At 70.2% G+C, this 25,777-nt stretch carries 19 protein-coding genes and 1 pseudogene; 5 read left to right on the top strand and 15 right to left on the bottom strand.

Annotation, left to right across the window (positions count from 1 at the left end; genetic code table 11):
- The first annotated feature begins 367 nt into the window (after positions 1 to 367).
- Positions 368 to 1,153 carry a transcriptional repressor LexA gene (gene lexA, locus AC07EJ_RS36200; protein WP_362907016.1) on the top strand — a complete coding sequence of 262 codons (786 nt, stop codon included), beginning with the start codon at positions 368 to 370 and terminating at the stop codon, positions 1,151 to 1,153.
- 164 nt (positions 1,154 to 1,317) lie between these two features.
- On the opposite strand, the gene AC07EJ_RS36195 is transcribed toward lexA, so the two are convergent.
- The 5 genes from AC07EJ_RS36195 to AC07EJ_RS36175 all read right to left on the bottom strand — a co-directional run bounded on the left by AC07EJ_RS36195 (position 1,318) and on the right by AC07EJ_RS36175 (position 9,978).
- Complete coding sequence (locus tag AC07EJ_RS36195; protein WP_393586189.1) at positions 1,318 to 3,300, bottom strand: ATP-dependent DNA helicase; 1,983 nt, start codon at positions 3,298 to 3,300, stop codon at positions 1,318 to 1,320.
- Positions 3,301 to 3,340: 40 nt separating this feature from the next.
- The gene (locus AC07EJ_RS36190; protein WP_478885872.1) at positions 3,341 to 5,284 is read right to left on the bottom strand and encodes an IucA/IucC family protein; all 1,944 of its coding nucleotides are present in this window, start codon (positions 5,282 to 5,284) and stop codon (positions 3,341 to 3,343) included.
- A 57-nt stretch (positions 5,285 to 5,341) separates the two neighbouring features.
- A complete protein-coding gene (locus tag AC07EJ_RS36185) occupies positions 5,342 to 6,241 on the bottom strand; it encodes a GNAT family N-acetyltransferase (protein WP_478885871.1) in 900 nt (299 codons plus the stop codon).
- 39 nt (positions 6,242 to 6,280) lie between these two features.
- Complete coding sequence (locus AC07EJ_RS36180) at positions 6,281 to 8,428, bottom strand: IucA/IucC family protein (RefSeq protein WP_393586183.1); 2,148 nt, start codon at positions 8,426 to 8,428, stop codon at positions 6,281 to 6,283.
- Positions 8,429 to 8,571: 143 nt separating this feature from the next.
- The gene (locus AC07EJ_RS36175; protein ID WP_389489658.1) at positions 8,572 to 9,978 is read right to left on the bottom strand and encodes a diaminobutyrate--2-oxoglutarate transaminase family protein; all 1,407 of its coding nucleotides are present in this window, start codon (positions 9,976 to 9,978) and stop codon (positions 8,572 to 8,574) included.
- A gap of 384 nt (positions 9,979 to 10,362) precedes the next feature.
- Between AC07EJ_RS36175 and AC07EJ_RS36170 the strand changes: the two genes are divergently transcribed.
- Positions 10,363 to 11,589, top strand: coding sequence for a trypsin-like serine peptidase (locus tag AC07EJ_RS36170; protein ID WP_389489660.1), 1,227 nt, complete (start codon positions 10,363 to 10,365; stop codon positions 11,587 to 11,589).
- 164 nt (positions 11,590 to 11,753) lie between these two features.
- On the top strand, positions 11,754 to 12,956 hold the full coding sequence (locus AC07EJ_RS36165; protein ID WP_478885870.1) for a trypsin-like serine peptidase: 1,203 nt from the start codon (positions 11,754 to 11,756) through the stop codon (positions 12,954 to 12,956).
- 116 nt (positions 12,957 to 13,072) lie between these two features.
- On the opposite strand, the gene hflX is transcribed toward AC07EJ_RS36165, so the two are convergent.
- The 6 genes from hflX to miaA all read right to left on the bottom strand — a co-directional run bounded on the left by hflX (position 13,073) and on the right by miaA (position 21,067).
- Positions 13,073 to 14,569: a GTPase HflX gene (gene hflX / locus AC07EJ_RS36160; protein WP_389489665.1), complete on the bottom strand. Its 1,497-nt coding sequence runs from the start codon at positions 14,567 to 14,569 to the stop codon at positions 13,073 to 13,075.
- A gap of 219 nt (positions 14,570 to 14,788) precedes the next feature.
- Positions 14,789 to 16,267 carry a M1 family metallopeptidase gene (locus AC07EJ_RS36155; RefSeq protein ID WP_478885869.1) on the bottom strand — a complete coding sequence of 493 codons (1,479 nt, stop codon included), beginning with the start codon at positions 16,265 to 16,267 and terminating at the stop codon, positions 14,789 to 14,791.
- A gap of 67 nt (positions 16,268 to 16,334) precedes the next feature.
- A complete protein-coding gene (locus AC07EJ_RS36150) occupies positions 16,335 to 18,461 on the bottom strand; it encodes a RelA/SpoT family protein (protein ID WP_393586177.1) in 2,127 nt (708 codons plus the stop codon).
- Positions 18,462 to 18,598: 137 nt separating this feature from the next.
- The gene (gene dapF, locus AC07EJ_RS36145; protein ID WP_478885868.1) at positions 18,599 to 19,477 is read right to left on the bottom strand and encodes a diaminopimelate epimerase; all 879 of its coding nucleotides are present in this window, start codon (positions 19,475 to 19,477) and stop codon (positions 18,599 to 18,601) included.
- Between the two features lie 76 nt (positions 19,478 to 19,553).
- The gene (locus AC07EJ_RS36140) at positions 19,554 to 20,021 is read right to left on the bottom strand and encodes a hypothetical protein (protein ID WP_389489683.1); all 468 of its coding nucleotides are present in this window, start codon (positions 20,019 to 20,021) and stop codon (positions 19,554 to 19,556) included.
- Between the two features lie 107 nt (positions 20,022 to 20,128).
- The gene (gene miaA, locus AC07EJ_RS36135; RefSeq protein ID WP_389489673.1) at positions 20,129 to 21,067 is read right to left on the bottom strand and encodes a tRNA (adenosine(37)-N6)-dimethylallyltransferase MiaA; all 939 of its coding nucleotides are present in this window, start codon (positions 21,065 to 21,067) and stop codon (positions 20,129 to 20,131) included.
- Between the two features lie 182 nt (positions 21,068 to 21,249).
- Here miaA and AC07EJ_RS36130 point away from each other — a divergent pair, with 182 nt between their 5' ends.
- Positions 21,250 to 21,570, top strand: a complete 321-nt coding sequence (locus tag AC07EJ_RS36130) for a hypothetical protein (protein ID WP_389489675.1) — start codon at positions 21,250 to 21,252, stop codon at positions 21,568 to 21,570.
- Positions 21,571 to 21,595: 25 nt separating this feature from the next.
- The gene (locus tag AC07EJ_RS36125) at positions 21,596 to 21,859 is read left to right on the top strand and encodes an antitoxin (protein ID WP_478885867.1); all 264 of its coding nucleotides are present in this window, start codon (positions 21,596 to 21,598) and stop codon (positions 21,857 to 21,859) included.
- A gap of 84 nt (positions 21,860 to 21,943) precedes the next feature.
- Here the strand turns inward: AC07EJ_RS36125 and AC07EJ_RS36120 are convergent, their stop codons facing one another.
- The 4 genes and pseudogenes from AC07EJ_RS36120 to AC07EJ_RS36105 form a co-directional block, all read right to left on the bottom strand.
- A complete protein-coding gene (locus tag AC07EJ_RS36120; RefSeq protein ID WP_478885866.1) occupies positions 21,944 to 22,654 on the bottom strand; it encodes a class III extradiol dioxygenase subunit B-like domain-containing protein in 711 nt (236 codons plus the stop codon).
- Positions 22,655 to 22,702: 48 nt separating this feature from the next.
- A complete protein-coding gene (gene miaB, locus AC07EJ_RS36115; RefSeq protein WP_389489681.1) occupies positions 22,703 to 24,223 on the bottom strand; it encodes a tRNA (N6-isopentenyl adenosine(37)-C2)-methylthiotransferase MiaB in 1,521 nt (506 codons plus the stop codon).
- Between the two features lie 58 nt (positions 24,224 to 24,281).
- Positions 24,282 to 25,364 carry a 2-oxoacid:ferredoxin oxidoreductase subunit beta gene (locus AC07EJ_RS36110; RefSeq protein ID WP_478885865.1) on the bottom strand — a complete coding sequence of 361 codons (1,083 nt, stop codon included), beginning with the start codon at positions 25,362 to 25,364 and terminating at the stop codon, positions 24,282 to 24,284.
- Positions 25,357 to 25,777: pseudogene (locus tag AC07EJ_RS36105) on the bottom strand (2-oxoacid:acceptor oxidoreductase subunit alpha); the annotation flags it as partial. The gene AC07EJ_RS36110 and the pseudogene AC07EJ_RS36105, both read right to left, overlap by 8 nt.

The raw sequence follows: 25,777 nt of genomic DNA, 5'->3' as shown, positions 1-25,777 counted from the left end.
ATCTGGGGTTTGGTCGCTAATTCGCCCCACGCGTGTCGCTTTCACCTCACGAACGCCAGGGCGGGAGCGCGCCCATGACGGATGCACGCAGATCACGGGCGGCGGCGCACGGAGAGGGGGCCGGTTCCGGGCTGATGGACCACCGGATGGCACACTGGGAGCCCCACGGAGTGGGTCACGACCTCGGCGATGAAGCGTACCGTAATCAACCGAATTGCCACTCCGGCGAAGCGCAAGGCATACACCCAGGCACATGATCACGACAAGCAATCTGCGATTTTTCACTCGAACGTGTGTTTGGCGCAACCTTTCGAAAGCAACTACCGTTGGCTAGCTAGGGAGAACATCTCGAGAGGGGCCGACAGACGTGACCACCACCGCAGACAGCGCCACCATCACTGCCCAGGACCGTTCCCAGGGCCGACTCGAGCCGGTGCATGCCATGAATGACGCATCCATGAGCCCGGAGGGGCCGAAGCCCGCGCGCTCCCTGCCGGGCCGACCTCCTGGGATCCGCGCCGACAGCTCGGGGCTGACGGACAGGCAGCGCCGCGTCATCGAGGTGATCAGGGACTCCGTGCAGCGGCGTGGTTACCCGCCGTCGATGCGGGAGATCGGCCAGGCGGTGGGCCTGTCGAGCACGTCGTCGGTCGCGCACCAGCTGATGGCCCTGGAGCGCAAGGGCTTCCTGCGCCGGGACCCGCACCGCCCCCGCGCCTACGAGGTCCGGGGCTCCGACCAGCCGAGCGCACAGCCCACGGACACCGCGGGCAAGCCGGCCGCCTCGTACGTCCCGCTCGTCGGCCGCATCGCCGCCGGTGGCCCGATCCTCGCCGAAGAGTCCGTCGAGGACGTGTTCCCTCTCCCCCGGCAGCTGGTCGGAGACGGTGAGCTGTTCGTCCTGAAGGTCGTCGGCGACTCGATGATCGAGGCCGCGATCTGCGACGGGGACTGGGTCACGGTCCGCCGCCAGCCGGTCGCGGAGAACGGCGACATCGTCGCCGCGATGCTCGAGGGCGAGGCCACCGTCAAGCGGTTCAAGCGCGAGGACGGCCATGTGTGGCTGCTGCCGCACAACTCCGCGTACCAGCCGATCCCCGGCGACGAGGCGACGATCCTCGGCAAGGTGGTGGCAGTTCTGCGGCGGGTGTGACACCGCGCCCCTGACCGGGCCCCGGAACCAACTGCGCCGGTTCCGGGGTCCTGCTGTGTCCTGGCCCTGCCGAGTGTCCGGGTCCTGCCGCGTCCGTGGCGAGCTGCGTCGCGGAGCCCCGCGGTGTCCGGGGCTCCGCGTGCATGTGCGCGCGGTCTGCGTGGCTACGCGCTCTCTTCGGCTTCGGCGGTCGCCTTCGCGTCGATCGCCGCCAGCGACCGCCGCACCTGATTCCGGTCCGTCGTGTACCAGAAGTCCGGCATCGAGGCCCGCAGATAGCTGCCGTACCGGGCCGTTGCCAGCCGCGGGTCCAGGACCGCCACGACGCCGCGGTCCCCCGTCGCCCGTACGAGACGGCCGGCGCCCTGGGCCATCAGCAGGGCCGCGTGCGTCGCCGCCACGGCCATGAAGCCATTGCCGCCGGCGTCCTCGACAGCCTTCTGGCGGGCGCTCATCAGCGGGTCGTCCGGCCGCGGGAACGGGATCTTGTCCATGACCACGAGCTGGCAGCTGGCACCCGGGACATCCACTCCCTGCCACAGGGAGAGCGTGCCGAACAGGCACGTCTTCGGGTCGGCCGCGAACCCCTTGATCAGCTCACCGAGCGTTTCCTCGCCCTGGAGCAGGATGGGGAACTCGGGAAGCCGGGTCCGCAGCTCCTCCGCCGCGGCCTGGGCGCCACGCATCGACGAGAAGAGCCCCAGCGTCCGGCCGCCGGCGGCCTGCATCAGCTCGGCCAGCTCGTCCATCATGTCGCTGCGGGTGCCCTCGCGCGCGGGGCGTGCCAGGTGCTTGGCGACGTAGAGAATGCCCTGCTTGCGGTACTCGAACGGCGATCCGACGTCGACGCCCCGCCACTGCGGGAGACCCTCGCCCTGCTGGCCCTCGGGGGCCAGGCCCAGAGAGGCACCCACCCCGTTGAAATCGCCACCGAGCTTGAGTGTCGCCGAGGTCAGGACGACGGACCGGTCCGTGAAGAGCTTCTCCCGCAGCAGGCCGGACACCGACATGGGGGCAACCCTGAGGGACGCGCCGAAGCGGTCGTGGCGCTCGTACCAGACGACGTCGTATTCCGAGCCGTTCGTGATGCGCTCGGCCACGTCGTGAATGCTCTCCACGGAGGCCAGGGCCTGCTTGCGCACGGCGTCCTCGTCCTGGACGGACTTGTCACGCGTGGTCCCCATGGCCGAGATGACGGTCCTGGAGGCGTCCCGAAGCGCCATCAGCGCGTAGCCGAGGTCCTCCGGGATCTCTTCCAGACGGCCGGGAAGCGCCAGCTCCATGAGCCGCTCGAAGCCCTCGGCGGCGGTCTGGAGCTGATCGGCCGCCTTCTCGTTGACCAGCTTGGCGGATCGGCGCACCGCGCGGTTCACCTGCCCCGGGGTGAGCTCGCCCGTCGCCACACCCGTGACCCGGGAGACGAGCTCGTGCGCCTCGTCCACGATCAACACCTCGTGGGACGGCAGGACAGGCGCCCCCTCGATGGCGTCGATCGCCAGGAGCGCGTGATTCGTGACGATCACATCGGCGAGCTTGGCCCGCTCGCGGGCCGCCTCGGCGAAGCATTCCTGCCCGTACGCGCACTTGGTGGCGCCCAGGCACTCCCTGGAGGAGACCGACACCTGGGACCAGGCCCGGTCGGAGACTCCGGGCGTCAGATCGTCCCGGTCGCCCGTCTCCGTCTCGTCGGCCCAGTCCCGCATCCGCAGCAGGTCCTGGCCGAGCTTGCTGGTCGGAGCGGCCGCCTCGAACTGGTCGAAGAGGCCCTCCTCCTCGTCCTGCGGCGCTCCCTCGTGGAGGCGGTGCAGACACAGATAGTTCGACCGGCCCTTGAGCATGGCGAACTGGGGGCGCCGACGCAGCAGGGGGTGCAGCGCGTCGACCGTGCGTGGCAGGTCCCGCTCGACGAGCTGACGCTGGAGGGCCAGTGTGGCCGTCGCGACCACGACCCGCTCCCCGTGCGCCAGGGCAGGCACCAGGTAGCCGAGGGACTTACCGGTACCCGTGCCTGCCTGTGCGAGCAGGTGGGAACCGCCATCGATCGCCTCGGCGACGGTCTCGGCCATGGTCACCTGGCCAGGGCGTTCCGTACCGCCGACGGCAGTGACGGCGGCGTGCAGGAGTTCGGGGAGGGAGGGCTTCGTCATAGCTCGACCACCCTACGGGGCACCACTGACAATCCCGCGATCAAGGCTGGTGCAGAGGGTTGGGCACGGTGCCGTGCACGGCGGCGTGGGGGCGCTGGGGCCGGTCGCGGTAACCGTCCAGGTGCAGTCGGTTGCGATTGAGGCAGAGCCGCTCGATACGGGGGGTGAGGAGGTCGAACATCTCGTACCGCTCCTTGAGCTCGGGGAAGCGCGCTTGATACCGCAGGATCTCTCCGCGCACCAAGGACCAGAACTTCTCTTCCGTGACCCCCAGTTGCTCCTCGCACAGGGGCGCCAGATACCGGAAGACGCCGACGAAGAGCCCCGAGTGGATGAACTGGGTCAGGAAAGCGGGCGGCTCGGTGAGCAGGATCTCGCGAACGTCCTGCGGCATGCGCTCGTGTTCGGGCAGCGGCTCGGCACTCACGTTCACGTCGTCGACGAAGTCCTTCACCGCGAGCCGCACCGGCACGTCGTGGTCGTCGAAGACGACGATGGCGTTCTCTCCGTGCGGAGAGAACACGGTGCCGTAGCGGTAGAGGAAGTGCAGAAGCGGGGGCAGCAGGGCCGCGAAGAGCCGGCGCAGCCACACCTCGGGGGTCAGGCCCGAGCGGGCGACGAGCTCCGCCGTGAATGACCGGCCGTGCGGGTCTGCGTGGAGCAGTGAGGCCAGCGTGCGGGCCCGCTCGCCGGGGGCGAGATACCGGGAGACCGGTTCGCGCCAGATGGCGCCCAGCAACTCCTTGTATTGATATGGGACTTCTTCGAGGCCGTCGTACGCAGGATGCTCGACGGCGACGGAAGCCACCTCTCCAAGGAGGATGACCCCGCAATCGTCCTTCAAGAAGGGATCGGTTTCGCGGAGGGAGTGCATCCACGCGGTCACCGACGGTGCCGCGAGAGTGCGCTCTGTGGGCAGGCCGCGCCACACGAGGGTGTTGAGTACGGAGAGCGGGAGCTTCACCGTGTGGCGGTCAGGGCGCGAGATGTTGAGGAACGTACGGATGGACTGCTGGGGCAGGCGTACGTCGCCGTCGGTGGGGAGCGGCACGATGGCGTCCGTCGCGACGGGGCCGGCGAAGAGCGGCAGCACGATGTTGCTCCACTGCCACGGGTGTACCGGTAGGTACAGGTAGGCCTGGGGGTCCAGGCCACGCGTCCGGAGGGCCTTGGCGAAGGAGTCCCGCGCCGCCGGGGAGAGCTCACGATCGTAGAGCCGTTGGGCTGTCGCCAGGTCCGCGACGCCTCTGTAGGCGGCGATCCGTGTGTGGACGGCGATCCACGGGAGCGTCCCGGGGATACGGGCCTCGGGGGCCCAGCGGGCTGTGTCGGCCGCCGAGAAGCCCATGCGGCCCTTGTTGAGGACGAGCCAGGGGTGGCCCGTCTGGTGGCCTTCCAGCTCGGCGTATCCGAGTTCGGCGAGCTGGGCCGCGGAGAGCGCGGTGTGGTCGAGACGGGCGTCGGCGGCGAGGGTGACGGTGAGCTCGCGGATGAGATGCCCGAGCGTGGCGCCGTCGAGGCCGAGGACGTGTTTGGCGCGTAGGAGGAAGGCGAGGGGGTCGGTGAAGTGTTCCGGCGGCTTCGTTCCGGTGATTGGCGGATCGGGCTCGGCGCCGTCCGCGTCCATATCCGTCTGCGTGGGACGGCCCCCGATCCACTGGATGCTGCCCGGATCCACGAGCCAGCTGCCGTACGCGGCCCTGCGGGCCCGGAACTCGAACGCGCTGCCGGACGGCATGTGGGCGCCCTCGACGGACAAGCGGTAGAGGTCCGTCGGTAACGGCCCCGGTCCGGGCCCATGCACCCGCTCGGGGCTCGGCTCCGGCTCACGTTTCGGTTCGATGATCTCCTCGTACGCGAACTCCCCGATCATCTTCGCCAGCAGCCGGGCTGCGGCGCGCTCCCAGGTCTCGGAGGTCAGCTCCGCTGGGTCGTACAGAGCGGAGGACGCTACGGAAGTCTGGGGCGCGGACGGATTCGGCACGGGGACTCCTCGGGAGGGAACCGGATCGAGGTGAGCGATGTACTAAGAGTGACGGGCTCACAGCAGAGCGCGCAGGGCCCGGTCTCGGATCATGAGTGCGGCTCGCTTGTCGGGAAGGTCCACCTCGGCGGAGAAGCGGAAACCAGCACTCAAGAACGCTGATACGGAAGGGGTGTTGCGAAGGTCCGGCTCTGCGACGACACGAGCGCAGGGCGGACGATGGTCGAGTACGAGGCCGGCGACGGCCCGGAGCAGGCCCGTGCCGAGCCCTCGGCCGCGGTTGGCGACACCGCCGATGAGGAGGTGAACACCGGTGTCGTGCGGGCGGGCGGGGTAATGGCGGGCCAGTGGGTCGAGGTCGGCGCGGTAGATCTCCCAGTAGCTCATCGGGGTGCCGTCCAGTACACCGAGGCAGGGGACGCTGCGCCCGTCGCCGTCCAGTTGGGGGCGGAGATGCTTCTCCGTGACGGCTTCCGGGCCCTCGAGTTCCCAGAATGCAGCGACGGCTGGGTCGTTCATCCAGCGACTGATCAGCGGCAGGTCGCGTTCGATACGGACGGGAACCAGCTGGAAGACGCCGGAACGTGTGGTGACCGGTCCCCACGCTCCGACGTTGTCGAGCAGGTCGTCGTCCGTGAGGGCCGTCGAGGGGCCGCCCGGTCCGTGCGCTCCTGTTCCCTCACCTGCGTGCCCATACGTGGCGGAGTCTGCACCCGTCCCCTGCCCCGCGCTGCCGTTGGCCTGCCCGCCGGCTCCACCCTGCCCGGTGATCAGGTCGATGAGTTCGTCGGGCAGACGCAAATCCAAGGTGTCGGCGGCGTCCATGCCGGCACTCGGATCGGAGCCGGTGAGCTCGTCGGCGCCGGGGCCCGTGTCGGTGATCTCGTCGGTGACGGCATCGGTCAGGGCGGCAGCGGGGGTGACTTCGGCGTCGGTGCGCGCGTCGGTGGGTGACACGGCGACGTTCCTCTCAGGGGATGGGGTGGGGCATGTTCCTCAGGAATGAAGGGGGTTGGCGATGGTGACGTAGACGGACTGGGTGTCGACGGGGCCGACGAGTTCGTCGAGTCCGTGCAGGCGGGTGAGGAGGTTGGCCTTGCAGCGCAGGGCCGGGGAGTCGAGGAGGTATCCGGGCAGTGGGCTGCGGAGCTTGTCGGGGCCTGACGCGACATCGGCGAGGAATCCTCGGAACGCGGCGAGCAACAGCCGTTCGTCCGCCAACTGTTGAGAGCCGAAGGCTCCGATGAGACCGAAGATGTTGTTGATCCCGAGGTAGTAGGCGAACCTCTCGTCGGTGACGTCGTCGGTGACGAAGGTGTCGCTGTGGCTGCCGATGCCGGGCAGCCGGCTGTCCAGCTCGGCGCGCCGGGACTCGCGGAAGTAGTAGCCCTGGTTGTCGCGGTAGCGGCCGCCGACGGGCCAGCCTTCGGGGTCGAGCAGCAGCAGCGTGTTCTGCTGATGGGCCTCCAGGGCTACGCCGGCGGTGCTGTCGAGCCAGAGCACGGGGCGTACGACGTGTTCGAGGTAGCGCAGGAACCACTCGGCGGCGACGGCGCCGCGGGGGCGGCCGGTGCGGCCGGCGAGGCGGGTGATGGTCTCGGCGAGGCGGGAGCGCATGAGCTGGCGGTCCCGTTGTCCGTGGGGCACGGCCGGGGGCCTGGGCGACACGAAGCCGGCGATGCAGGCCGCGTCGTCTCCGGGTGCGAACGGGTTGTTCCGGATCATCACGTCCAGGCCGGGTACCGGTTCGCCGTCGGGGTCGTTCACGGCGAGCCAGGCCGGGTCGCGGACGATGTCGAATCCGGGGTGGGCGGCCTGCCACTGCTCGAAGAGGCCCGTACGCAGCAGTCGGTGGACCTCGACTCCGCGGTGGAGTTCCTTGCGGAGGTTCTCCCGACGGGAGTTGGTGATGCGCAGGCCGAGCGAGAGCTTCAGCATGGCCGATGCGTCGGACCGGTAGAGGGTACGGACAGAGGAGGTGGGGTACCAGGGGGCACCGTGAGGACCGAGGTCACGCAGAAGGCCGGCGTCGAGGAGGGCCGCCGTCCGGGGGCGGTGCTTGAGCTCGCGAACCTGCCAGGGATGCAGGGGCAGCGCGGCGTGGCCATCGGGCAGGGGCAGCTCCGTCCCGGCGAGTTGGAGGGTGAGCTGGTCCGCGGGGAGGGGACGGCCCCGCTGGGTCCAGGCCGAGTCCATCGCGAGCACCGAGCGGTTCACCGCCATCCAGTGCAGGGGGAAAGATCCCTGCGACTCAGGTGAATAGAGATGGGATTCGGCCTCGGACAGGCCCTCGCGGCTCTTCGGGGTCGGGTGCAGGGGGTGGCCGAGCAGGAGTGACTGTTCGGCGGCCAGGAAGAGGTCGGTCGTGTCGCGGGGGTTGCTGCGGCGGTGAGCGATGAAGTCGGCGGTGCGGCGCACCGAGTCGGCGACGCGTCCCACCAGATCGGCTCCGTCGCCGCAGGAGGTGGGGTGGGAGGGCTCGGAGGTGGCCGAGTGGGAGGGCTCGTGGCGGGTGGCCCCGGGGGGCTCCGAGGCGGTCGGCGTGGGCGCCGGGACGCTCGGGTTCGGCGCCGGGGCGGTCGCGGGCTGCGGCGCGATGAAGGTGTCCGGCGTGCCGGCCGACCCCGGCACCGAGCCTTCCCGCCGGGCGACATCGACACCGCCCCGCACCGGGGCTTCACCGCTGCCCCCCACCCTGGCGGCGCTTCCCGGGCCTGATGCCTCGCGGCTCAGGAGGGCGGCGACGGTGACGGCGTCGACCCGCGGGGCGTCCAGCGGGCCGTCCTGAAGATGGGGCATACCGAACCGGTGCCAGCCGGTCACGGACCAGTAGTGGACGGGGATGAGGAGGGCGGTGCCACTTGCGGGCAGAGGGATGCGCAGAGTGCCGTGCGGGGGTTCGGCCAGATCGTTCTCCCGCACCCAGCAGCGGAGCAGGTTCTCGACGGCCGCGGCCTGGGCCGCGGTGCCGGGGTCGGGATGCTCCAGCAGGTCGGCGGCGGAGCCGTGCAGATGCTCGACCTCCTGGCTGCCGTCCTTCTGCCGGGGGACCGTCCCGCGTTCCGGCGCAAGCTGGGGCTGCGTGTCGCAGGCTCCGCTCGCCTGGGGTCGGTGTCGGTCGTCGGGTGCGGGAGTGGCGTTCAACGGGGCTTCCTTGTGGGGTAGTTGACTCCGTGATGCGGCGGTCCGGACTGTCCGGTGTTCCGCCGCTGTCCGTGGTGGTCCGTGTTGTGGTGGCCCTGGCCTGGTGGGTGTGGGGTCTCAGGACGGGGCCGGTCCCGGCTGGGCTAGCCGCGATGGGTGCGGGCGGCTTGGGCCAGGGCGTCGGCGAGACGCTCGACGACCGCGGCAGCCTGTTCGTCGGTGATCGTGAGGGGCGGCAGGAGGCGTACGACGCTGGAGTGGCGGCCGCCGAGTTCGACGATGAGTCCACGGCGGAGACATTCGCGCTGCACGGACGCGGCCAGTTCGGGCGCCGGAGGACAGGGACTCGCGTCGCCTGCTGCGGATCGGCCCGGGTCCTGGGCGGCGCCCACGTCGACCAGTTCGACGCCGATCATCAGGCCGCGGCCCCGCACGTCCCCGATGCAGGGGTGTTCGGTTGCGAGGCCCTGGAGCTGGCCCACCATGCGGGCGCCCAGGAGGGCGGCCCGTTCGGCGAGACGGTTCTCCCTGACGTAGGCGAGGGTCGCGGCGCCGGCGGCCATGGCGAGCTGGTTCCCGCGGAACGTGCCGGCGTGGGCCCCGGGTTGCCAGACATCAAGGTCGTCGCGGTAGACGACGACGGCCAGGGGGAGGCTGCCGCCGATCGCCTTGGACAGAACCATGACGTCGGGCACCACGCCGCTGTGTTCGACGGCCCAGAAGGCGCCGGTCCTGCCCACGCCGGTCTGGACCTCGTCGGCGATCAGCGGGATGGAGCGGGCCGCGGTGAGTGCGCGCATCCGGCGCATCCAGGCGTCGGGCGCGGGGATCACTCCGCCTTCCCCCTGGACGGGTTCGAGGATCATGCCGGCGGGGTGTGGCACCCCGGACTTCGGGTCGTCGATGAGGGATTCGGTCCAGCGCGCGGAGAGTTCGGCGCCGCGTTCGCCGCCGACGCCGAAGGGACAGCGGTAGTCCTGCGGATAGGGCAGTCGCGCGACTCTGACGTCCTGCGCCCCGCCGGACGCTTCGAGCGCCCCCGCTGTCATCCCGTGATACGCGCCGGTGAAGGCGAGCAGTCCGGTGCGGCCGGTGGCCGTGCGGACGAGCTTCAGGGCGGCCTCCACCGCATCAGTGCCGGCCGGTCCGCAGAACTGGATCCGTGCGCGCTCGGCGAGCCCGGCGGGCAGCGTACGGAAGAGTTCCGTCGTGAAGGCGTCCTTCACGGGGGTGGCCAGGTCGAGCACGTGCAGGGGGGCGCCGGAGTCGAGTACGCGTCTGATCGCTTCGAGCACGACGGGGTGATTGTGGCCGAGGGCCAGGGTGCCCGCGCCGGAGAGGCAGTCGAGGTACCGGCGCCCGTCGGCGCCCTCGATCGTCAGGCCGCGTGCCCGCACGGGCACGATCGGCAGGGCGCGCGCGTAGGTGCGGGCCGCCGACTCCCGTGCGGACTGCCGTCGCAGGATCCCCTCTTGGGCAGCGCCCGCACGGGCGGAGTCCCCCTCATACCCCGCGGGCACCGCCGCGGGCGCAGGCTCGGTGACGGCCACGACTGATGGTCCTCCCCCTGGATCCCGCTGGATCCGGTCGAATTCTCCGAGTGCGGGGATCAGTTGACGTACGTGCCTGCAGGGCCGAACCCCAAGGACCGAGCGGCAACGGCGAATCCCCCGTACGTACCAACGACGGTGGCTGCGCGGGATCACGGGTCGGCGGAAATTCCTTGTCCTTCCGAAGATCCCTGCCGTGACGGAACCGTTGCCGTTCCGTAGGTAGTCACCCACAGCGCGCGCATAGGGTGGGTTGCCGTTCGACGGAGGGCACAGGGCGCGGTCGCGGGGCGAGGCACATCAAGTGCCGAGCGTGGCGCGACCGGTTCACGACCGCCGGCGGCCGGCACTGCACAGTTCTCGAAGCCCAGGGGGATTCACGACATGCGACCCATACGTCCGCTCTTGACCGTTCAGCGCGGGAGGAACGCACGCCGCAGAACCTCCCCCGTGGCGGCCGCTCTCGTCGTCGGTGCGGCGCTCGCGCTCACCGCCACCGCGTGCGGTCCCGGCGACGACAACGCGGACTCGAAGCCGACCGCGTCCGCTGCACAGGGCGGCAGCGACAAGATCCAGATCCCGGACGACATCAAGGACCGGCTCAAGGAGCACGGTATTGATCTGGACAAGTGGAAGAACGGCGAGTGGAAGAACTGGGACAAGGACAAGTGGCTGCGTGAGGCGCAGGACTACGTCAACCCCATCATCGACGGTCTGTGGGACCCGGACCGGATGCGTGACGCCGACAAGAACCCGGACAACGAGGTCGACGACAACGACATCTCGGGTGACCAGGGCGTGACGGATCCGACGCCGCAGCCCGTGAAGGCGGCGGCCGTCGGCACGCCGTACCACGACAGCACGCCGTACGCCGGAAAGCTCTTCTTCGACAGCCCCGAGGGGTCGATGGTCTGTTCGGCGACGGTCGTCACGGACCCCGCGCACCCGGGCAAGTCGAACATGGTGTGGACCGCGGGCCACTGCGTGCACGCCGGCAAGAACGGCGGCTGGTACCGCAACATCGCCTTCGTCCCCTCGTACAACAACGCGGGCCTGTCGGACGAGCAGCTCCAGAAGGCCACCAAGGAAGAGGTCGCTCCGTACGGCGTCTGGTGGGGCAAGTGGGCGCAGACGTCCGACCAGTGGATCGAGCAGGGCGGTCCGACGGGCGGGCAGGGCGCGCCGTACGACTTCGCGGTCATCCAGGTCACGCCGGAGAAGGGCAGCGAGGGCAAGTCCCTTGAGGAGACGGTCGGTACGGCCGTACCGGTCGACTTCAACGCGCCCGCGGTGCCGAAGATCGCCACGATGACGGCGAAGGGTTACCCGGCGGCGCCGCCGTACGACGGCCAGACGCTGTACCAGTGCGCCGACAAGCCGGGGCGGCTCTCCCTCGCGAAGGCCGACCCGACGATGTACCGCATCGGCTGCACCATGACCGGCGGCTCGTCCGGTGGCGGCTGGATCGCGCAGGGCTCCAGCGGCAAGCCGTCGCTGGTGTCGAACACGTCGATCGGCCCGGTGACGGCCGGCTGGCTCGCGGGCCCGCGCCTCGGCAAGGAGGCCAAGGGAATTTACGAAGCGGTCAGCAAGAAGTACGCCGGTCAGTAGACCGGAAATGGGCGGCGGCGGGGTGACGAAACCTTCACCACCCCGCCGCCGTCCGTCCCCAACTCCACAGGCATAGTGGGGTGCTGCGTCCGAGATCTCCGCACGGAGGTCACTCCGGACCTGACAAGCTCATGACACATTCGCTCAACGGGGGTAACCGCACCATGCGTTCCACACGTCCGTCATCCACGCGGAGTCGGGGCCGGCGTACCGTCCTCGCCGCTACGGGGCTCGCCGCGGCCCTGGCGCTCACCGCCACGGCCTGCGGCCCGAGCGACGACAAGGCGAGTGACAAGTCGGCCGCCACGGCTTCGCAGGGCGCCGGCACGGGATCCGACGACAAGCTGCCCGGGGGCATCGCCGACCAGCTCAAGAAGCACGGCATCGACCCGGACAAGTGGCAGAACGGCGCCTGGAAGAACTGGGACAAGGACGACTGGCTGCGCGAGGCCAAGGACTTCGTCAACCCGGTCATCAAGGACCACTGGAAGCCTGAGCGGATGAAGTCCGCCAAGGACCCGGACAAGACGATCGCGGCGAAGGACGCCTCGGCCGACCAGGGCGCCACGGACCCTGAGCCGCAGCCGGTCAAGGCTGTGCCCGAGAAGACCCCGTACACCGACAACGCCGCTCCAGTCGGCAAGGTCTTCTTCGACTCCCCCGAAGGTTCGATGGTCTGCTCCGGCACCGTCGTGAAGGATCCGCGCAACCCGGGCAAGTCCAACCTCGTCTGGACCGCGGGCCACTGCGTGCACGCGGGCGCGGCAGGCGGCTGGTACCGCAACATCGCCTTCGTCCCGGCCTACAACAACCTGGGCAAGTCCGAGGCGCAGCTGCAGAACGCGGCCCCGCAGGAGGTCGCCCCGTACGGCACCTTCTGGGCCGACTGGGCCTCCACCTCCAACGAGTGGATCGACACGGGCGCCGAGTCGGGTGGTGCGGGCGCTCCGTACGACTACGCGGTGCTGCATGTGAAGCCGGAGCAGGGCTCCAAGTCCCTCGAGGAGACCGTCGGCAACGCGCTGCCCGTCGACTTCTCCGAGCCCGCGGTCCAGTCGGTCAGCAGCATGGGCGCCTGGGGCTACCCGGCCGCGCCGCCCTTCAACGGCCAGCTGATGCACAAGTGCATCGACCATCCGGGCCGTCTGTCCCTCAGCCCCGACATGCCGACGATGTACCGCATCGGCTGCACCATGACCGGCGGTTCGTCCGGTGGCGGCTGGTTCCGGATGGTCGACGGGAAGACTCAGCTGGTGTCGAACACGTCGATCGGCCCGGCCGAGAACACCTGGCTGGCCGGACCGCAGCTGGGCAAGGGCGCCCAGCAGGTCTTCGACACGATGAGCGAGAAGTACGGCAGCCAGTAAGCGCCGGCTGCACCGCACGATTCACTGCACGAGAACGCACGAACGAGGGCCCGCCCCCAGGAAGTTGGGGGCGGGCCCTCGCCGTCGGTACAGGATGCCCGGCTGCTGCCGGAGCGTCAGCTCGCGGCCGCCGCCAGGAGGTAGGGCGCGAACTCGGCGGCGAGTTCCTCGTGCACCCGGGCCTTGAGCAGCGTGCCCTCCGGCGTGTGCTCCTCGGAGATCACCTCGCCGCCGGTGTGCGCACGCGCGACCAGCTGGCCGTGCGTGTACGGAACGAGCGCATCGATCTCGACCTCGGGACGCGGCAGCTCGTCGTCGATGATCGCGAGCAGCTTGTCGATGCCGAGCCCGGTGCGGGCCGACACCGCGATCGCGCGCCTCTCGACGCGCAACAGCCGCTGGAGGACGAGGGGATCGGCCGCGTCCGCCTTGTTGATCACCACGATCTCGGGCACCTCCGTGGCGCCCACGTCGCGGATGACCTCGCGCACGGCGGCCAGCTGCTCCTCCGGCGCCGGGTGCGACCCGTCCACCACGTGCAGGATCAGGTCGGAGTCACCGACCTCCTCCATCGTGGAGCGGAACGCCTCGACGAGGTGGTGCGGCAGGTGCCGCACAAAACCGACCGTGTCGGCCAGCGTGTAGAGACGGCCGCTGGGCGTCTCGGCCCTGCGGACGGTCGGGTCGAGGGTGGCGAACAGGGCGTTCTCCACCAGGACTCCGGCGCCCGTCAGTCGGTTGAGCAGGGACGACTTGCCCGCGTTGGTGTATCCGGCGATGGCCACCGAAGGCACCTTGTTGCGGCGCCGCTCCTGGCGCTTGATCTCGCGGCCCGTCTTCATCTCCGCGATTTCCCGGCGCATCTTCGCCATCTTCTCGCGGATCCGTCGCCGGTCCGTCTCGATCTTGGTCTCACCGGGACCACGGGTGGCCATGCCGCCACCGCCGCCGCCACCCATCTGCCGGGAGAGCGACTGACCCCAGCCGCGCAGCCGCGGCAGCATGTACTGCATCTGCGCGAGGGCGACCTGTGCCTTGCCCTCTCGGGACTTGGCGTGCTGGGCGAAGATGTCGAGGATCAGGGCGGTCCTGTCGACCACCTTGACCTTGACGACGTCTTCGAGGTGGATGAGCTGGCCGGGGCTGAGCTCACCGTCACACACGACGGTGTCGGCTCCGGTTTCGAGGACGATGTCGCGCAGCTCCAGGGCCTTGCCCGAGCCGATGTACGTCGCCGCGTCGGGCTTGTCCCGGCGCTGGATGACGCCGTCGAGCACCTGGGCGCCGGCGGTCTCGGCGAGGGCCGCCAGCTCGGCGAGGGAGTTCTCCGCGTCGTCCACCGTTCCCGAGGTCCACACGCCGACGAGCACGACCCGCTCCAGACGGAGCTGTCGGTACTCGACCTCGGTGACGTCCTCGAGCTCGGTGGAGAGGCCCGCGACGCGGCGCAGGGCCGCGCGCTCGGAGCGGTCGAACTGGTCGCCGTCCCGCTCTCCGTCGATCTCGTGGCTCCAGGCGACGTCCTCTTCCATCAGGGCATCGGCCCGAAGACCTTCGGAGTTGTTCTGCGCGAAGCTCTGCGCGTCCTGGGAAGGGGAAGAAGAGGAGGTCATTGGATCCTTACGTCGAGGTGGTTCGAAAGGGTGCGGGTCCGCGCATGACAGCGTGGTCCTACGACTGACACAACGCCCCGGGACGTCCGTAGATTCCCGGGGCGGCCGTGCCGCCGACCTGAAAGATGGTCGCACGGTACGGCCCGTCTCGTCATCCGACTTATTGCCCGCCTAAGCCGGGCTCGAAGCCTTGTCCTGCCTGGGTTGTGGGCCGACGGCCTAGCCCTTGGCAGGCTTCGCCTTCTGCACCGGCGCCGACTTCCAGTCCGGGTGACCCGGCATCGGCGGCGTCGTCTTGCCGTACAGCCAGGCCTTGAAGAAGCCCTGGAGGTCGCGGCCCGAGGTCTGCGAGGCGAGGCTGATGAAGTCCGCCGTGCCCGCCGTGCCGTCACGGTGCGTGCGCACCCAGTCGCGCTCCAGCCGCTCGAAGGCCGGGGTGCCGATCTTCTGACGGAGCGCGTAGAGGACGAGGGCGCTGCCGTCGTAGACCACCGGGCGGAAGATGCTGATCTTCTGGCCCGGCTTCGGGGCCTTGGGGGAGGCCGGCGGGCCGCCCGCGGCGCGCCAGCCGTCCGAGGCCCGGTAGGCCTCACGCATGCGCTTGGCCATGGACTGGTGCCCCTTCTCCTGGGCGTAGAGGGCCTCGTACCAGCTGGCATGTCCCTCGTTCAGCCACAGGTCGGACCAGGTGCGGGGGCTGACGCTGTCGCCGAACCACTGGTGCGCCATCTCATGGACCATGATCGAGTCGATGTACCAGGCGGGGTAGGCCGGCTCCGTGAAGATGTCCTTCTCGAAGAGGGAGAGCGTCTGGGTCTCGAGCTCGAAGCCGGTCTGGGCCTGGGCGATCAGGAGGCCGTAGTTCTCGAAGGGGTAGCGGCCGACCTTCCCTTCCATCCAGGCGAGCTGGGCGGGCGTCTTCTTGAGCCACGGTTCGAGGACCTTGCGGTCCTTGGCGGGCACCACGTCACGGACGGGCAGCCCGTGCGGCCCCTCGCGGTGCAGTACCGCGGAGCTGCCGATCGAGACCTGCGCCAGCTCGGTGGCCATGGGGTGGAGGGTGCGGTACGACCAGCTGGTGTCCGCGCCGTGGCGCATCTTCAGGAAGGGCACACCGTTGGCGACGACCGTGAGCGCCTTGGGGGCGGTGATCCGGAACGTGAACAGTGCCTTGTCCGAAGGGTGGTCGTTGCTCGGGAACACGCGGTGTCCGGCGTCGGCCTGATTGGCCATGGCGAGACCGTCCTTGGTCTGCACCCAGCCGCCCTCCTCCTTGCCGCGGACCGGGTTGCTGGTGTGCCGCACCGTGATCTCCAGCGGGGCACCCTCCGGGACGGGGGTCGCGGGCGTGACGACCAGGTCCTCGTCGCTGGTGTCGAACCGCGCGGGACTGCCGTTGACCTCGACGGAGCGGACGGTTCCCTGCGAGAAGTCGAGGTTCACCTGGTCGAGGGGGGCGGTCGCCGTGGCCTCGATCTTGGTGACGGCGTCCAGCGGCTTCTTGTTGTCGCCGTGGTACGTGAACGCGATGTCGTACGACTCCACGTCGTAGCCCGGATTGCCGAGGTGCGGGAAGAGCCGGTCGCCGATGCCCAGCGGGACGGCCGGCGGCGGCGCGCTCGCGGCGAGAAGGGCGGTGGAGGCGGCCGCGGCGACGAGCGCGGTGCCCATGCGGATGGTGCGGGGGGTGAGCAGCATGAACTACGGCTACCAGCGAGCGCGTCCGGACTCCGGCCGGACGCGCCACACCCACCCGAATGAGACCTTAGGACGTGGTCTGGGCGGGGTGCTGTGCGCGGCTGACGTCGTACACCCCTGCGATGTTGCGCATGGCGCGCATCAGTCCGGGGAGTGTTGTCGCGTCGGGGAGTTGGAGCGTGTAGGTGTGGCGTACGCGTCCCTGGGTCGGCGGTTCCACCGTCGCGGAGATGACGGCGACGCTCTCCAGGGCGATGGCCTCGGTGAGATCGGCCAGCAGATGGGGCCGGCTGAAGGATTCGGCGATCAGGGAGACCCGGCACTCCGCGGTGTCGCCCCAGCGCACTCCGACCTCGGCGCGCCCCGCGCTCTTCATGCGCGCCACGCCGTGACATTCCGCGCGGTGCACGGTCACGACGCCGCCGCGTACCGCGAAGGCGGTCACCGCGTCGGGCGGCACGGGAGTGCAGCAGCCCGCGAGGCGGACCGTGGCGCCCGGCTGGTCCACGACGGCGTTCGCCTCGGCGGGGCGGCCGGCGGGCGCGCCCTGAGGGGTCCTGGGGGCCGGCTCCGGGGCGCGGCTGTCCTCGGGCTCGGGCTGGGGCGTGGCCGGGTGGGTCGTGAGCCAGCGCCGGATGGCGATGCGCGCGGCGGGCGTACGGGCATGGTCGAGCCAGTCCCTGGAGGGCTCGGAGGCGAGGTCCTGGCCCATGAGGAGCTGGACGGTGTCCCCATCGCTCAGGACCGTGCTGAGCGTCGCCAGCCGGCCGTTGACGCGGGCTCCGATGCAGGCGTGGGCGTCCTCGCCGTACTGGGCGTACGCGGCGTCGACGCAGCTGGCGCCCGCGGGCAGGCCGAGCGTGCCGCCGTCGGGCCGGAAGACGGTGATCTCGCGGTCCTGGGCGAGGTCTTCGCGCAGCGTCGACCAGAAGGTGTCCGCGTCCGGGGCGGCCTCCTGCCAGTCGAGCAGGCGGGAGAGCCAGCCGGGCCTGGTCGGGTCGGCGCGCTCCCCGTCGCTGTCAGCCTGCTCCTCCGAAGGAGGAGCGTAGGGATTGCCGAGGGCGACGACGCCGGCCTCGGCGACCTTGTGCATCTGGTGCGTACGGATGAGGACTTCGGCGACCTCGCCGTCGCCGCGCGACACGGCCGTGTGCAGCGACTGGTACAGGTTGAACTTCGGTACGGCGATGAAGTCCTTGAACTCCGAGACGACCGGCGTGAAGCACGTGTGCAGCTCGCCGAGCACCCCGTAGCAGTCGGCGTCCTCGCCGACGAGTACCAGCAGGCGCCCGAAGTCCGCTCCGCGCAGCGTTCCGCGCTTGCGTCTCGCCCGGTGCACGGAGACGAAGTGGCGAGGCCTGATCAGCACTTCGGCCGTGATCCCCGCGTCCTTCAGGACGACGCGGGCGTCCTCGGCGATCTCCGCGAGGGGGTCGGCGCCCCGCGCCTCGTTGGCCGCGATGAGCTCGTGGGTCTCCGCGTACTCGTCGGGGTGCAGGATCGCGAAGACGAGGTCCTCGAGCTCGGTCTTGAGTGCCTGGACGCCGAGGCGTTCGGCGAGCGGGATGAGCACGTCCCCGGTGACCTTGGCGATGCGCGCCTGTTTCTCGGGGCGCATCACTCCGAGGGTGCGCATGTTGTGCAGCCGGTCGGCGAGTTTGATCGACATGACCCGCACATCGTTGCCGGTGGCGACGAGCATCTTGCGGAAGGTCTCGGGTTCGGCGGCTGCTCCGTAGTCGACCTTTTCGAGCTTGGTCACCCCATCGACGAGATACGCGACCTCTTCGCCGAATTCCGTACGCACTTGATCGAGCGTCACCTCGGTGTCCTCGACGGTGTCGTGGAGGAGGGACGCGGTCAGGGTCGTGGTCTCGGCGCCCAGCTCGGCGAGGATCAGCGTCACGGCGAGCGGGTGCGTGATGTAGGGCTCGCCGCTCTTGCGCATCTGTCCCCGGTGGGAGGACTCGGCGAGGACGTATGCCCGGTGCAGTGGCTCCAGGGGCGCTTCCGGGTGGTGGGCGCGGTGGGCCTCGACCACGTGGCCGATCGCGTCGGGCAGCCGGTTGCCTGCGGCGGGGCCGAGCAGCGCGGCCCCGATGCGGCGCAGGTCGATCCGGGGACGGCCGCGCCTGCGGTGCGCGCCCGGTGTGATCGGGCCCGGCGTCGCGGGATTGGTCGCCTCCGCACTCATGAGCACCTCCGGCTGCGTCGACCGGCGGCGGTCTGTGGGGTTCCCGTCCGGGCCGGTGCTTGATGCTACCGAGCCCATCACGTGGAGCAGTCCCCCTCTCGCCCAGCGTGAAACGGATCACCCATTCGAGCGAACGTTCAGGGGTTTACGGTTTCGAGACCCGCCAGCCAGTCCGCGTCGATCTCTCCCTCGGCGACGATCACTGCGGGCCCTGTCATCTCGATCTCTCCATCGGCCCGCTCCGTGATCACGAGTCGTCCGCCGGGCAGATCCACGGTGTACGTCACCGGCGATCCGGTGACCGCCGGGTCCAGGCCGTCCCTGCGGGCCGCCGCGACGGCCACGGCGCACGCGCCCGTGCCGCACGAGCGGGTCTCGCCGACGCCGCGCTCGTGGACCCTCATGGCGACGTGACGGGGACCGCGGTCGACGACGAATTCGACGTTCACCCCGTCCGGGTAGGCCGTGGCCGGGGTGAAGGGCGGGGCGGAGAAGAGGGTGCCGGCCTGGGCGAGGTCGTCCACGAAGGCGACGGCGTGGGGATTCCCCATGTTCACGTTGCGCGCGGGCCAGCTGTGGTCGTCGACGCCGACGGTGACATCCCCTTCGGGGAGCAGGGCCTTGCCCATGCCGACCGTGATGTCGCCTTCCTTGTCGATGTGCACGCTCTTCACGCCCCCGCGCGTGGCCACCGCGAGGTCACCCTCGCCGACATGGCCGGCCCGCTGGAGGTAGTGGGCGAACACGCGCACGCCGTTGCCGCACATCTCGGCGATCGAGCCGTCGCCGTTGCGGTAGTCCATGAACCACTCCGCCTCGGCCGCCAGGTGCTGGGCGTCGGGGTGCGCGGCGGAGCGCACCACGTGCAGCAGGCCGTCGCCGCCGATTCCGGCGCGGCGGTCGCACAGGGCTGCGACGGCCGCCGGGGGCAGCTCCAGGGCGTTCTCCGGGTCAGGGACGATCACGAAGTCGTTCTCGGTCCCGTGCCCCTTGAGGAAGGCGATCCGCGTGCTCATTCCTCGATCGTACGGGGTGGCCACGACAACCCGTCCGGGCGGCCCGGTACGCGGACCAGGTGTATTGCGAAAGGCCCTAGCGCAGGCGGGCGACGCGCCACACGGCGAGGACGGCGACGGCGGCGACCACGATCGCGTACGCGCCCACGACCCGCCAGTCCGGGCGCCTGCCCGATCCCCGGGCCGGGAAGCCGGGCCAGGTGTAGCCGACGCGGCGGGCCGCCATCATTCCCCAGCCGGCGGCGCAGGAACTGATCAGGAGCCCCAGCATGGCCACGACGGCACCGCCGTCCCCGAACTCGAAGAAGAGCGGGAACGCGAACATCAGGGAGCCGATCGCGGAGAGGATCACGATGGGCGCGAGCTGCCACAGGCGCAGCCGGCGCTGCGGGCGCAGTTCCACCTCGACCTCGGCGCCCTGGGACTGCGATGCGAGCTCCTCGGCCGTGGGGCCGTCGGCGATCACACCGTCCGGGGTCGCGTCCGGTCCGTCAGGGCTCAGCTGTTCCCCGCCGGGTGCGGTGTCACGAGGGCCGGCCTCCATCGCCACGCGCCCTCCCACTTCGGACTCCACTGGTCGATCGATGGTCGATGATGGCACGCTCCCAGGGGCCGCGATGACGGCCGGAGCGTCCCGATGCCATCACGTGATCAGGCTGTGACCGGTCGTTCGATCAACGTCATTGCCCGGGCCGGGAGTTCCCCGCGTTCGGCCGCCGTGCCGCTGAGCCAGTGGACACGCGGATCGCGCCGGAACCACGAGTCCTGACGGCGCGCGAAGCGCTTGGTGGCGCGGACGGTCTCGGTCCGCGCCTCGTCCTCGGTGCACTCCCCCGCGAGCGCGGCGAGCACCTGCTGGTAGCCGAGCGCCCGCGAGGCCGTACGCCCTTCCCGCAGGCCGTGCGCCTCCAGGGTGCGCACCTCGTCCACGAGCCCGGCGTCCCACATGCGGTCGACGCGGGTCGCGATGCGCTCGTCGAGTTCGGGGCGCGCCACGTCCACGCCGATCTGGACGGTGTCGTAGACGGACTCGTGTCCCGGCAGGTTGGCCGTGAAGGGCTTGCCTGTGATCTCGATGACTTCGAGGGCGCGGACGATGCGTCGGCCGTTGCTCGGGAGGATCGCCTTGGCGGCCTCGGGGTCGGAGACGGCGAGGCGGGCGTGCAGGGCGCCGGAGCCGCGCAGGGTGAGCTCCTCCTCCAGGCGTGCACGCACCTCGGGGTCGGTGCCGGGGAACTCCAGGTGGTCCACCGCTCCGCGGACGTAGAGGCCGGAGCCGCCGACCAGGACGGGCCAGCGTCCCTCGGCGAGCAGCCGGTCGATCTCGGCGCGGGCGAGCCTCTGGTACTCCGCGACGCTGGCCGCCTCGGTGACGTCCCAGATGTCCAGCAGGTGGTGCGGGATGCCGCCGCGTTCCTCGGGCGTCAGTTTGGCGGTGCCGATATCCATCCCCCGGTAGAGCTGCATGGAGTCGGCGTTGACGACCTCGCCGCCGAGCTCCCTGGCGAGAAAAACGCCCAGATCGGACTTTCCGGCCGCGGTGGGTCCGACGATGGCGATGACCCGCGGAGCGGGAGCTGCACTACTCACCGCCCCAGTCTCGCAAACCTCAGGACCTCTTCCCGAACGAGCTACGTGACGCCACAGGTCCGGGGTCGTTCCCTGTTGCGAGGTTGCGACCGCCGGTTTCGAGTACCTCAGACCCGGGCGACGCAAACGGACGCACCGGGCGACGCGGGATTTCGCCCGCACGAGTAACGTATGGAGTTGAAATGGGTGTTTTCGCCAGGTTTCGCCGGAAGTCGAAGGCCACGGAGGAGGCGTCAACCACTGAGGCGCAGGCCGCCACTCTGACGGCCGAGCCCGAGGCCGAGGACTCCTCTCCCGGGGCTTCCGGCACTTCCGAGGCATCGACAGAGGGTGCCGACACCTCCGCGGCCTCCGACGACGCAGCACCGGAGACGTCCCCGGAGGCGTCCGCGGACGCTGCCGATACCCGCGAGCCCGCCGCGGCGGAGCCCGTGGAGATCCCGAAGCAGCAGTCCGCGGAGCAGGCCGCCGACAACGAGGCCGGTGAGAGCGCCCGTAAGTAGTCCCCCCGCGAGTGAAGGTGAACCCATGGGCATCCTGGACACGTTGAAAGCCAAGCTCAGCAAGGACAAGGTCGCGGGCCTCGCGCAGCAGCACGGGGACAAGATCGACCAGGGCATGGACAAGGCCGCGAAGACGGCCGACGAGAGGACCAAGGGCAAGTACAGCGACCAGATCCAGACAGGCACGGGCAAGGCCAAGGACGCGATGGACCGCTTCGGGGGGCCGGGTCAGGAGAAGCGCGGAAGCGCGGACGGCGGCGCCCCTCCGCCGCCGCCTCCCGCCTCCTGAGGCGCGCGGTACCAGCAGACCACGGACCACGGACGGCCGCGGAGCCCTTTTCCGGCTCCGCGGCCGTCGCCGTGCGCCCTCGCTCTACGACCAGGCGGCGACGAAGTAGCCCACTCCGTAGGGAGCGTCCTCGTACAGGACGCGACACTTTCGGCCCTCGCCGGAGGCCGCCGTGAGGATCTGCCACGGGGAGCGGCCGGAGATCTTGAGTTCGCGGGCGAGGTCCGCGTCCAGGGTCGCGAAGAATCCGTCGTGGTCGCCGTTGCCCAGAGCCTGCGCGATCGACGCGTCGACCCCTTCCGCACGGTCGTCCAGGTAGCCGGGTGCCTTGAGGCTGCGGCAGGCCGTCCCGTCACCCATCACCAGGAGTCCCACCCGCTCGGCCCGCGCCGCGAGACGCACGCCGTCCTCGCCGTTGGCCGGCCAGGACCTGTCGCCCCGCACCTCGAAGCCCTCGACAGTGCCGGTCCACCCGGCCCTGTCGAGCAGCCAGGCGCCCACCGCGAGGGAAAGGGGCAGCCGGTGCGCCGACGTCCCGGCGCTCCCGGTGACCGCGCCGAGGCGGACCTCGCGGTCCACGCCGAACGGCTGGAAACCACCCGTGGCGCCCTGCTCGTGCGTGCGGCTCACCGGCCCTTCGCCGACGACCACGATCAGGTCGGGCCGGCCGGCCAGGACCGCGCGGACGGCCTCGTCGCAGGCCGCGCGCGCGGCGTCCAGCTCGGGGGCCGCACCCGCGGCGACCTCGGGTACGAGCAGGGGCGGGCAGGGGCAGACGGCGGCGGCGACAAGCATGATCGGCAGCCTACTGCGCGACATACGGCCCTCAGGGGGTGGTGCCCGTCAGTTGACGGCGCAGCCGCCCGTGGCTGCCGGCAGCGGGGCCGGGACGCCCACCGAGGGCAGGCCGAGCAGGACGCCCTGCTTCTGCTGGGGTTCCGCGTTCCGCTTCTCCCAGGCGTCACCCGCGCGCGTGCGGCGCACCTCGAGGACGTCGCCCTCGGCGAGCAGGTGGTGCGGGGCCGCGTAGGTGATCTCGACGGTGACCACGTCACCGGGGCGCACCTCGGCGTCCGGCTTCGTGAAGTGCACCAGGCGGTTGTCGGGGGCGCGGCCGGACAGGCGGTGCGTGGCGCCGTCCTTGCGGCCCTCGCCCTCGGCGACCATCAGCTCCAGGGTGCGGCCGACCTGCTTCTTGTTCTCGTCCCAGGAGATCTCCTCCTGGAGCGCGACCAGGCGCATGTAGCGCTCCTGGACGACCTCCTTGGGGATCTGGCCCTCCATGGTCGCCGCCGGGGTCCCGGGGCGCTTGGAGTACTGGAACGTGAAGGCGTTCGCGAAGCGGGCCTCGCGGACCGCGTGCATGGTCTGCTCGAAGTCCTCCTCGGTCTCTCCGGGGAAGCCCACGATGATGTCCGTGGAGATGGCAGCGTGCGGGATCGCGGCGCGCACCTTCTCGATGATCCCGAGGAAGCGCTCCTGCCGGTAGGACCGGCGCATCGCCTTCAGGACCGTGTCGGAGCCGGACTGCATCGGCATGTGCAGCTGCGGCATCACGTTCGGCGTCTCGGCCATGGCGGCGATCACGTCGTCGGTGAAGTCGCGCGGGTGGGGGGAGGTGAAGCGCACCCGCTCCAGGCCTTCGATCTTGCCGCAGGCGCGCAGCAGCTTGCCGAAGGCCTCACGGTCGCCGATGTCCGAGCCGTACGCGTTCACGTTCTGCCCGAGCAGCGTGATCTCGCTGACGCCCTCGCCGACGAGGGCCTCGATCTCGGCGAGGATGTCGCCGGTCCTACGGTCCTTCTCCTTGCCGCGCAGGGCGGGCACGATGCAGAAGGTGCACGTGTTGTTGCAGCCGACCGAGATGGAGACCCAGGCCGCGTACGCGCTCTCGCGGCGCGTGGGCAGCGTCGAGGGGAACGCCTCCAGCGACTCGGCGATCTCGACCTGCGCCTCTTCCTGCACGCGGGCGCGCTCCAGGAGGACCGGCAGCTTGCCGATGTTGTGCGTGCCGAAGACGACGTCCACCCACGGGGCCCGCTGCACGATGGTGTCGCGGTCCTTCTGCGCGAGGCAGCCGCCGACGGCGATCTGCATGCCGGGCCGCTTCGTCTTCATCGGCGCCAGGCGGCCGAGATTGCCGTACAGCTTGTTGTCCGCGTTCTCGCGGACGGCGCACGTGTTGAAGACGACGACATCGGCATCACCGTCGGCGCCCTCGGGCGCACGGACGTAGCCGGCGCCCTCAAGGAGGCCGGAGAGCCGCTCGGAGTCGTGGACGTTCATCTGGCACCCGTAGGTGCGCACCTCGTACGTCTTGAATTGTTGAACGTCCACTGCCTGGCTCCGGTCGCTGCTGGTCATGTACTCCAGGGTAGGCGGTGCCGGGAGCCCCTTTGCTCCCGCTCCCGGACCCCGGGATTCATCCCACAACGGTCCAGGTGTCGCCGCCCCCGGCCAGCAGCTCACTCAGCTCGCCCTTGCCGTTCTGTTCGATCGCTTCGTCGAGCTGTTCGGACATCTGCACGTCGTAGACGGGGCGCTCGGCGGAGCGGAAGACGCCGATGGGTGTGTGGTGCAGGGTGTGCGGGTCGGCCAGGCGGGACAGGGCGAAGGCCGTCGTGGGCGAGGCCGCGTGGGCGTCGTGGACGAGGATCTGTGACTGGTTGTCCTCGGTCACGTCGACGACCTCCAGGTCACCGGTCTGCGGGTCCCGCACGACGCCCTTGGCGAGGTCGGTGCCGAAGCGGATCGGCCGGCCGTGTTCCAGGCGGATCACCGCCTCCTCGGCCTGCTGCTTGTCTTTGAGGACTTCGAAGGCGCCGTCGTTGAAGATGTTGCAGTTCTGGTAGATCTCGACCAGTGCGGTGCCCGGGTGGGCGGCCGCCTGCCGCAGTACGTCGGTGAGGTGTTTGCGGTCGGAGTCGACGGTGCGGGCCACGAACGAGGCCTCCGCGCCGATGGCGAGGGACACCGGGTTGAAGGGCGCGTCGAGGGAGCCCATCGGCGTCGACTTGGTGATCTTGCCGACTTCGGAGGTGGGTGAGTACTGGCCCTTGGTCAGGCCGTAGATCCGGTTGTTGAACAGCAGGATCTTCAGGTTCACGTTGCGGCGCAGGGCGTGGATGAGGTGGTTGCCGCCGATGGACAGCGCGTCGCCGTCACCGGTGACCACCCACACACTCAGGTCACGGCGGGAGGAGGCGAGGCCGGTCGCGATGGCGGGGGCACGGCCGTGGATGGAGTGCATCCCGTAGGTGTTCATGTAGTACGGGAAGCGGGAGGAGCAGCCGATCCCGGAGACGAAGACGATGTTCTCCTTCGCCAGGCCGAGCTCGGGCATGAAACCCTGCACGGCGGCCAGGACCGCGTAGTCACCGCAGCCGGGACACCAGCGCACTTCCTGGTCCGACTTGAAGTCCTTCATGGACTGCTTGGCCTCGGCCTTGGGTACCAGCGAGAGTGCCTCGATCGTGCCCGTGCCTTGAGTGCCGGTGTCAGCCATGGATGGCCTCCTTGAGAGCCGTGGCGAGCTGCTCCGCCTTGAACGGCATGCCGTTGACCTGGTTGTAGGAGCGGGCGTCCACCAGGTACCTGGCCCGGATGAGGGTGGCGAGCTGGCCGAGGTTCATCTCGGGGATCACCACCTTGTCGTAACGCCCCAGAACCTCGCCAAGATTGCGCGGGAACGGGTTCAGATGACGCAGATGCGCCTGCGCGATGTCCTCGCCCGCCGCACGCAGCCGGCGCACCGCCGCGGTGATCGGCCCATACGTCGAACCCCAGCCCAGGACGAGGGTGTCGGCCTGGCCCGAGGCGTCGTCGACGTCGAGGTCGGGGACCTCGATCCCGTCGATCTTGGCCTGGCGGGTGCGGACCATGAACTCGTGGTTGGCCGGGTCGTAGGAGATGTTGCCC

This window comes from Streptomyces sp. NPDC045026 (assembly GCF_056432625.1).
The sequence above is the reverse complement of the archived record's forward strand: the minus strand, read 5'-3'. Positions and strand labels throughout refer to the sequence as shown.

Bases quoted from the DNA above. Each gene is read 5' to 3' on its own strand.
- AC07EJ_RS36195 (WP_393586189.1), bottom strand. From the start codon at position 3,300: ATGACGAAGCCCTCCCTCCCCGAACTCCTGCACGCCGCCGTCACTGCC.
- AC07EJ_RS36170 (WP_389489660.1), top strand. From the start codon at position 10,363: ATGCGACCCATACGTCCGCTCTTGACCGTTCAGCGCGGGAGGAACGCA.
- AC07EJ_RS36165 (WP_478885870.1), top strand. From the start codon at position 11,754: ATGCGTTCCACACGTCCGTCATCCACGCGGAGTCGGGGCCGGCGTACC.
- hflX (WP_389489665.1), bottom strand. From the start codon at position 14,569: ATGACCTCCTCTTCTTCCCCTTCCCAGGACGCGCAGAGCTTCGCGCAG.
- AC07EJ_RS36155 (WP_478885869.1), bottom strand. From the start codon at position 16,267: ATGCTGCTCACCCCCCGCACCATCCGCATGGGCACCGCGCTCGTCGCC.
- AC07EJ_RS36150 (WP_393586177.1), bottom strand. From the start codon at position 18,461: ATGAGTGCGGAGGCGACCAATCCCGCGACGCCGGGCCCGATCACACCG.
- dapF (WP_478885868.1), bottom strand. From the start codon at position 19,477: ATGAGCACGCGGATCGCCTTCCTCAAGGGGCACGGGACCGAGAACGAC.
- AC07EJ_RS36140 (WP_389489683.1), bottom strand. From the start codon at position 20,021: ATGGAGGCCGGCCCTCGTGACACCGCACCCGGCGGGGAACAGCTGAGC.
- AC07EJ_RS36130 (WP_389489675.1), top strand. From the start codon at position 21,250: ATGGGTGTTTTCGCCAGGTTTCGCCGGAAGTCGAAGGCCACGGAGGAG.
- AC07EJ_RS36125 (WP_478885867.1), top strand. From the start codon at position 21,596: ATGGGCATCCTGGACACGTTGAAAGCCAAGCTCAGCAAGGACAAGGTC.
- AC07EJ_RS36120 (WP_478885866.1), bottom strand. From the start codon at position 22,654: ATGCTTGTCGCCGCCGCCGTCTGCCCCTGCCCGCCCCTGCTCGTACCC.
- miaB (WP_389489681.1), bottom strand. From the start codon at position 24,223: ATGACCAGCAGCGACCGGAGCCAGGCAGTGGACGTTCAACAATTCAAG.
- AC07EJ_RS36110 (WP_478885865.1), bottom strand. From the start codon at position 25,364: ATGGCTGACACCGGCACTCAAGGCACGGGCACGATCGAGGCACTCTCG.